This window comes from Cellulomonas sp., from assembly GCF_015234515.1.
Classification (GTDB): Bacteria; Actinomycetota; Actinomycetes; order Actinomycetales; family Cellulomonadaceae; genus Cellulomonas.
Map to the genome: position 1 here is coordinate 25,491 of NZ_JADGMY010000015.1, position 7,707 is coordinate 33,197.

The 7,707-nt window shown below is 74.6% G+C and carries 7 protein-coding genes; 1 reads left to right on the plus strand and 6 read right to left on the minus strand.

The genetic code is table 11. The features are described from left to right. Positions 1 to 30 precede the first annotated feature (30 nt). The 6 genes from folE to dacB form a co-directional block, all read right to left on the minus strand. Complete coding sequence (gene folE / locus IR158_RS05810; protein WP_366928411.1) at positions 31 to 633, minus strand: GTP cyclohydrolase I FolE; 603 nt, start codon at positions 631 to 633, stop codon at positions 31 to 33. Between the two features lie 46 nt (positions 634 to 679). After that, complete coding sequence (gene ftsH, locus IR158_RS05815) at positions 680 to 2,728, minus strand: ATP-dependent zinc metalloprotease FtsH (protein ID WP_291810626.1); 2,049 nt, start codon at positions 2,726 to 2,728, stop codon at positions 680 to 682. A gap of 142 nt (positions 2,729 to 2,870) precedes the next feature. Next, entirely contained in the window at positions 2,871 to 3,425 is a 555-nt protein-coding gene (gene hpt / locus IR158_RS05820) for a hypoxanthine phosphoribosyltransferase (RefSeq protein ID WP_227578083.1), read from the minus strand. After that, positions 3,403 to 4,572: a tRNA lysidine(34) synthetase TilS gene (gene tilS / locus IR158_RS05825; protein ID WP_291810631.1), complete on the minus strand. Its 1,170-nt coding sequence runs from the start codon at positions 4,570 to 4,572 to the stop codon at positions 3,403 to 3,405. Before tilS ends, hpt begins: the two co-directional genes overlap by 23 nt. Before the next feature lie 10 nt (positions 4,573 to 4,582). Further along, positions 4,583 to 5,671 (minus strand): zinc-dependent metalloprotease, encoded by a 1,089-nt coding sequence (locus tag IR158_RS05830; protein ID WP_291810634.1) that lies wholly within the window; start codon positions 5,669 to 5,671, stop codon positions 4,583 to 4,585. A 77-nt stretch (positions 5,672 to 5,748) separates the two neighbouring features. After that, positions 5,749 to 7,161: a D-alanyl-D-alanine carboxypeptidase/D-alanyl-D-alanine-endopeptidase gene (dacB, locus tag IR158_RS05835; protein ID WP_291810651.1), complete on the minus strand. Its 1,413-nt coding sequence runs from the start codon at positions 7,159 to 7,161 to the stop codon at positions 5,749 to 5,751. 148 nt (positions 7,162 to 7,309) lie between these two features. Between dacB and IR158_RS05840 the strand changes: the two genes are divergently transcribed. Beyond that, a partial coding sequence (locus tag IR158_RS05840; RefSeq protein WP_291810637.1) for an inorganic diphosphatase occupies positions 7,310 to 7,707 on the plus strand: 398 nt, incomplete at its 3' end.

Consider the following 7,707-nt stretch of genomic DNA (forward strand, 5'->3'; position numbering starts at 1 on the left):
GCGCTCACCCGCTCGTCCACGTCGGTCCCGTCAGCGCCCCGTGACCAGGCTCATGGCCTCGGCCCGGGTCGCGACGTCGCGCATCTGCCCGCGCACGGCGGACGTCACGGTCCGCGAGCCGGGCTTGCGCACGCCGCGCATCGACATGCACAGGTGCTCGCACTCCACGACGACCAGCACGCCCCTGGGGTCCAGGACCTCGACGAGCGCGTCGGCGATCTGCGACGTCAGCCGCTCCTGCACCTGCGGGCGACGCGCGTACACGTCGACCAGCCGCGCGAGCTTGGACAGCCCCGTGATGCGGCCGTCCGCGCCGGGGATGTAGCCGACGTGCGCGACGCCGTGGAACGGCACGAGGTGGTGCTCGCACGTGGAGTACACCTCGATGTCCCGCACCAGCACCATCTCCTCGTGCCCGAGGTCGAAGGTCGTCGTGAGCACGTCACGGGCGTCCATCGTCAGCCCGGCGAAGATCTCGCGGTACGCCCGGGCGACGCGCGCCGGCGTCTCCCGCAGACCCTCGCGGTCGGGGTCCTCACCGACCGCGAGCAGCAGCTCGCGCACCGCACGCGCCGCGCGCTCCTCGTCGTACGGGCCCACGGCACGGCCACCGTGACCGCGGGTCGCGGAGATCGCGGAGGGCGCGCCGACACGGTCGGGGCTCGTCGCGTCCGTCACGTCAGCGCGGCCCGTCGGTGTCCGGCGTGCCGCCCGGCGGCAGCTCCACCACGGCGGTCGCCGGGCGCTCCGGGTGGGCGGCGGCGGCCTCGTCCTGCGGGACGACCGGCCGGCCGTCGAGCGCGGCCTGCTCCTCGGGGGTCATGACGGGCCCGCGGTCGATCGTGCGCTCGTCGCCCGAGACCCAGACCTCGCGCGGCGGCCGCTTGGTGATGGGCTTGAAGATCTGGGCCAGCTGCTCCTGGTTGAGGGTCTCCTTCTCCAGCAGCTCGAGGACCAGCGCGTCCAGCACGTCGCGGTACTCGACGAGGATGTCGCGGGCCTCGTCGTGCGCGTGCTCGATCAGGGCCCGCACCTCGACGTCGATCGCACCCGCGATCTCCTCCGAGTAGTCCCGCTGGTGGCCCACGTCGCGGCCGAGGAACATCTCGGAGGACTCCCCGCCGAGCTTGATCGCACCGAGCCGCGCGCTCATGCCGTACTGCGTGACCATCTTGCGGGCCGTGGACGTGGCCTTCTCGATGTCGTTGCTCGCACCCGTCGTCGGGTCGTGGAACACGAGCTCCTCGGCGACGCGGCCGCCCATGGCGTACGCGAGCGTGTCGAGCAGCTCGTTGCGCGTCGTGGAGTACTTGTCCTCCATCGGCATGACCATGGTGTAGCCCAGCGCCCGCCCGCGCGGCAGGATCGTCACCTTCGTCACCGGGTCGGTGTACCGCAGCGCCGCCGCCACCAGGGCGTGCCCGCCCTCGTGGTACGCCGTGATCTTCAGCTCCTTGACGTTCATGACGCGCGTGCGCTTCTGCGGTCCGGCGATGACGCGGTCGATCGCCTCGTCGAGCGCGTGGTCGTCGATGACCTGCCCGCCGGTGCGCGCCGTGAGCAGCGCCGCCTCGTTGAGCACGTTGGCCAGGTCCGCACCGCTGAACCCGGGGGTCCGGCGCGCGACGACCGCGAGGTCGACGCCCGGCGCCATCGGCTTGCCCTGCGCGTGCACCGCGAGGATCCGCTCCCGGCCCTTGAGGTCCGGCGGGTCGACCGCGACCTGGCGGTCGAAGCGGCCCGGGCGCAGCAGCGCGGGGTCGAGGATGTCGGGGCGGTTGGTCGCCGCGATGAGGATGACGTTCGTCTTGACGTCGAACCCGTCCATCTCGACGAGCATCTGGTTGAGCGTCTGCTCGCGCTCGTCGTGCCCGCCGCCGAGGCCGGCGCCGCGGTGACGGCCGACCGCGTCGATCTCGTCGACGAAGATGATCGCCGGGCTGTTCTCCTTGGCCTGCTGGAACAGGTCGCGCACCCGGCTGGCACCGACGCCGACGAACATCTCGACGAAGTCCGAGCCGGAGATCGAGTAGAACGGCACGCCCGCCTCGCCTGCGACGGCCCGCGCCAGGAGCGTCTTGCCCGTCCCGGGAGGGCCGTACAGCAGCACGCCCTTGGGGATCTTCGCGCCGACGGCCTGGAACTTGGCCGGCTCGGCGAGGAACTCCTTGATCTCCTGCAGCTCCTCGACCGCCTCGTCCACGCCCGCCACGTCCGCGAACGTGACCTTGGGCGACTCCTTGCTCACGAGCTTCGCCTTGGACTTGCCGAAGCTCATGACCTTCGAGCCGCCGCCCTGCATGTTCGACATCAGGAACCAGAACAGGCCCAGGATGATGATGAACGGCAGCACCAGCGTCAGCAGGCTCCCCCACCACGTCGGCTGCGGGACCTTCGAGGTGAAGCCCTCGGGCGGGTCGGCCGCCGTGATCGCGTCGATCACCTGCGGGCCCTGGGGCGTGACGTAGAAGAAGTAGACCTGCTTGCCCAGGTCGCCGTCCTCGTCGGGGTCGGGGTCGTAGGCCTCGCTCAGCGTGAGGTCGACGCGCTGCGTCCCCTCGGTGACGAGAGCCTGCTCGACCTTGCCCTGCTCGAGCAGCTCGAGGCCGACGGACGTGTCGATCTGCTGCACGGTCGGCATCTGGAGCATGCCGAAGGCCGTCAACGTCAGGGCGACAGCGAGGGCGACCCAGATGAAGGGGCCGCGGAAGAGACGCTTGAAGTTCATGGGCGATCGGGGCGTGGCCCCTCATCCTCCGCTCGACGGGACACTGCCCCTGAAAGTACACGCTGGACCCGCCGGCACCCGGCGGTGTTCGCCCAGGGCACAGGGGCCCGACCGAGGTGCCCGCGGACCGGGCGCCCCTGCGTCAGGACTGGTAGACGTGCGGCGCGAGCGTCCCGACGAACGGCAGGTTGCGGTACCGCTCGGCGTAGTCCAGGCCGTACCCGACGACGAACTCCGTCGGGATGTCGAAGCCGACGTACCGGACCGGCACCTCGACCTTCGCGGCCTCGGGCTTGCGCAGCATCGTCGCGATCTCGACCGTCGCGGGCCCGCGCGAGCGCAGGTTCGACAGCAGCCACGACAGGGTCAGCCCCGAGTCGATGATGTCCTCGACGATCAGGACGTGGCGGCCCGTGAGGTCCGTGTCCAGGTCCTTGAGGATCCGCACGACGCCCGACGACTTGGTGCCCGACCCGTAGGAGGACACGGCCATCCAGTCCATCGACACGTTGCCGCGCAACCGGCGCGCGAGGTCCGCCATCACCATGACGGCGCCCTTGAGCACGCCCACGAGCAGCAGCGGCTCACCCGCGTAGTCGGCGTCGATCTGCGCCGCCATCTCGTCGAGGCGCGCGTGGAGCTGCTCCTCGGTCAGCAGGACCCGCTCGAGGTCGTCACCCATGTCCGCCGCGTCCACCGCTCACTCCCGGTCGTCGTGCTGGTTGGTCGTGCTCGTCGGGCAGCCGGCCCGGGAGTCCCCTGCCGGGTCCGCGTCGCCCGTCCTCGTCGGCCGCCGCGATCGGCAGGCCGAGGTAGAGCCTGCCACACGCACGTGACGCCACCCGGCCGCCGGGCAGGTGCACGGGACCCTGTCCCCGCCATGCGGTGACCAGCGCCTCGACAGCCAGCACCTGCACGCGGGCGAGCGCTCCGGGCGGGCACCCGGCGCGGACCGCGGCGTCGTGCAGGACGCGACGCCGGACCGCGGCCGGAGCGTCGGCCAGCGGGCCCACGTCGAGCACCACGTCACCCGCGCGCTCGCCTGCGGGCGCGTCACGGACGGCCGCGGCCAGCACCTCGGCGGCCGCCGAGTCGACCGCGTCGGTGGCGTCCGCGAGCGCGTCGGCCGTCCGCGCCAGGGCCTGTGCGACGCCCGGGCCGAGGACCTCCTCGAGCACCGGCAGCACCTCGCTGCGCACGCGGGAGCGCAGCGGCAGGTCGGCCGGCGCGACGGCACCCGCGGGCAGCCCCGTGGCCGCGGGGTCGCGACCGTTGCCCGGGTCGTGCCACGGCACCAGCCCCTGCGCCGCGCACGCGGCCTCGGTGTCCGCGCGCCGCAGCGCCAGCAGGGGACGGCGCAGGCGCCCGCGCACCGGACGCATGCCGGCCAGGGCGCGCTCCCCCGACCCGCGGGCGAGCGCCAGGAGCACCGTCTCGGCCTGGTCGTCGAGCGTGTGGCCCAGGAGCACCGCGTCGGCGTCGAGCTCGTCGGCGACCGCGTCGAGCGCGGCGTAGCGGGCGGCCCGTGCCGCGGCCTCGGGCCCGCCGGCCGTCCCGACGTCGACCCGGACGACCCGCACGGGGTCGAGGCCGAGCGCGCGGCAGGTGGCGGCCGCGTCGTGCGCGACGTCGTGCGACGCGTGGTGCAGGCCGTGGTCGACGACCACGGCGCCGGCCCGCCACGTGTCACCCGACCGCGCCTCCCAGGCCAGCCCGGCCGCGAGCGCCAGGGAGTCCGCGCCGCCGGAGCAGGCCACCAGCACCGTCGCGTCAGGCCCGAGGTCGGCGAGCGCGCGGCGCACGGCCACGCGCACGGCCGCGACGGCGGGCGCCGGCCCGGTCATCCGCGGCGGGTCATCCGTGCACGCGGCGGACCCACGCCTCGGGGTCGCTGATCTCGGCGGCGCTCGGCAGCGTCCCGGGGCCGCTCCACACCGCGTTCAGGCCGTCGAGCCCGACGCGCCCGCGCACCGCCCGGACGAACGTCGCGCCGTCGCGGTACTGCGCGAGCTTGAGGTCCATGCCGAGCACCCGGCGCACCAGCCCTTCCATGCCCTTCGCGCGCGCGGCGTCGTCGCGTCGCCGCTCGAACGCGCGGCGGATCGACCGGACCGTCGGGACGACCGCGGGGCCCACCTCGTCCATCATGACGTCGGCGTGCCCCTCGAGCAGGGCCATGATGGCGCCCACCTCGTCGAACACCTCGCGCTGCCGCGGGGTCAGCAGCGCCAGCACGCCGCCGTCGCCGTACGTGAGGGCACGCACGACCGCGCCGAGGACGTCGTCGAGCCGGGGCAGGCCGACGCTCTCGTGCTCGGCGCCGGGGGCGAGGTCCGCGAGGTCGGACAGCAGCTCGGCGGACCGCGCGCGCAGGTGGTCGGCGAGCCAGGGGGCTGCGGCGAACTGCAGGGCGTGCGTCTGCTCGTGCAGCGCCACCCACAGCCGGAAGTCGTGCCCGTCGACGCCGAGCTGGCGCTGCGTGGCCAGGACGTTGGGCGCCACCAGCAGGAGCCGTCCGGGCTGCCCGGGCTCCGCCGTGAACGGGTCGTACTGCCCGATGACCTTGCCGGACAGCAGCGCGAGGACGCCACCGACCTGCGCGGCGGCGGCCAGCCGGGCGGCGTCGGGCACCTCGACGGGGGTGCCGTCGCGGCGGGTCGCCAGCGGCGCGGCCATCTGCGCGAACATCTCGGCGTTCGCGACGGCCCAGCGCGGCCGGTCGACGACCAGGACGCGGGAGATCGCCGCCGGCTCGCGGCCGTCGGCGGGCGTCAGGCCCGTCGCGTCGACCACGTGCTGGGCCGCGACGGCGGCCACGGCGCGCAGGTCGGTGACGAGCTCGACGAGGGTGGCGCGGTCGGCGACGGGGCCGGGGGCGGCGACGCGGCCGGCCAGGCGCGCGGCGGCGCGCCAGTCGACGGGTCCGCGGGCGGTGGGCTGCACCGGCTCACGGTAACCCGCGCGACGCCGCGGCGGAGGGTGAGGGCGGTGGGGACGGCGCCGGAGCCCTCCCGGGGGTGTCAGCGGCAGCCGCAGGCCGCCAGCGCGGCGACGAACCCGTCGATGGCCTGCCGCGGCGCCCACTGCCCGCCCTCGGGCGTCTGGTCGGCCATGACGGCGAACACGAGCTGCCGGCGCTGGGCGTCCAGCACGGTGCCCGCGAGCGACGTGACGCGCGGCAGCGACCCCGTCTTGGCGCGGACCAGCCCTCGGGCGTCGGACCTGGTGTACCGGTCCGACAGGGTCCCCGACAGGCCCGCCACCGGCATGCCGACGGCCACGTCGCGCAGGGCGGGGTGGGCCGGGTCCGTCGTCAGCCGGACGATGTCGGCGAGCAGGGCGGGCGACAGCGACGAGCCCGCTCCCAGGCCCGAGGCGTCGGCGAGCCGCGCCCCCGACACGTCGACACCGAGCATGGCGACCTGGCGCAGGACGGCCTGCGTGCCGCCCTCGAAGCTCGGCGGCAGGCCGGCGTCGAGCGCGACCAGACGCGACACGACCTCGGTGATGGAGTTGTCCGACGTCTCGAGGAAGTAGTGCACGACGTCCACGACCGGCGCGGACTCGACGCGCGCGAGCTCCGCGCCGTCACCGGCCGACGGCACGCGCGCCGGGTCGCCCTGCACGCTCACGCCCGCCTCGGCCAGGCGCTTCGCGAAGATCTTCGCGGCCTGGATCGACGGGTCGGTGGACCGCGGCGCGTACTCGCCCTCGCGCAGCCTGCCGACGTCGACCGCGAGCGCCGTGACCGGTGCGACGAACCCCTCGCCCACGTTGGCGGGGTGCCAGGCGGGGCTGACGGCGGGACCGGTGAACAGGGAGTCGTCGACGACGAGCCGCACGCTGGTCACGCCCTGCAGCGCGAGCGCCGAGGCGGTGCGGGCGGCGAGGTCCGCCAGACCGGCCCGTCCGTGCGTCGCCCCGGGGTCGCCCGCCCCGGCCGCGAGCATCATGTCGCCGCCGCCGACGAGCGCGATCGCCCCCTCGTCCACGCGCACGACCCGCGTCGCGAGCGTCGCGTCGGGGTCCAGGGCCGTCAGCGCGGCCACGCCCGTGAGGATCTTCGCGGTGGAGGCGGGCACGAGCCCGGCGTCCGGGGAGTGGGCCGCCAGCACCTCGCCGGTCAGCTGGTCCACGACCGTGACGCCGACGCTCGGGCCGAGTCGCGGGTCGACCGCGAGCGCGTCGACCAGCGCCTGCAGCTGGCCCGCCGCGGGGAGCGGGACCTGCGCGTCCAGGTCGCCCAGCGCGCGCGGCACGGCGGTCGGCGCGACGGCACCGGGCGCCGTCGGGAAGGGCAGGGGGTCGGCGACCGGCGGCGCGAGCGTGACGATCCCGGGCACGACGTCGTAGGCGTCGGCCGTCGCGTACCCGCCCGCTGCGAGCACCACGACCAGCGTCCCGACGCCCGCCACCCGTGCCGCTGTGGTCATCGTCACCCGTCTCGTCGTCCCGCGGCCGGTACCGCCGCATCGGTGCGTCAGACTACTGTCCGTCACAGCGGCGCCCGGGGACGACGACGCGCCCACCGGCCGATCGACCCCCACCGCCGACGGGCGGGGACGCGTGGAGGAATGCACAGTGGAGTTCGACGTCACGATCGAGATCCCCAAGGGACAGCGCAACAAGTACGAGGTGGACCACGCGACGGGGCGCATCCGCCTCGACCGGATGCTCTTCACCTCGACGCGCTACCCGGACGACTACGGGTTCATCGAGGGCACCCTGGGTGAGGACGGCGACCCGCTGGACGCGCTGGTCCTCCTGGAGGAGCCGACGTTCCCCGGGTGCCTGATCCGCTGCCGCGCGCTCGGCATGTTCCGCATGCGCGACGAGGCCGGCGGTGACGACAAGGTGCTGTGCGTCCCGACGGGCGACCAGCGCGCGGCGTGGCGCCAGGACATCGACGACGTGTCCGACTTCCACCGCCTGGAGATCCAGCACTTCTTCGAGGTCTACAAGGACCTCGAGCCCGGCAA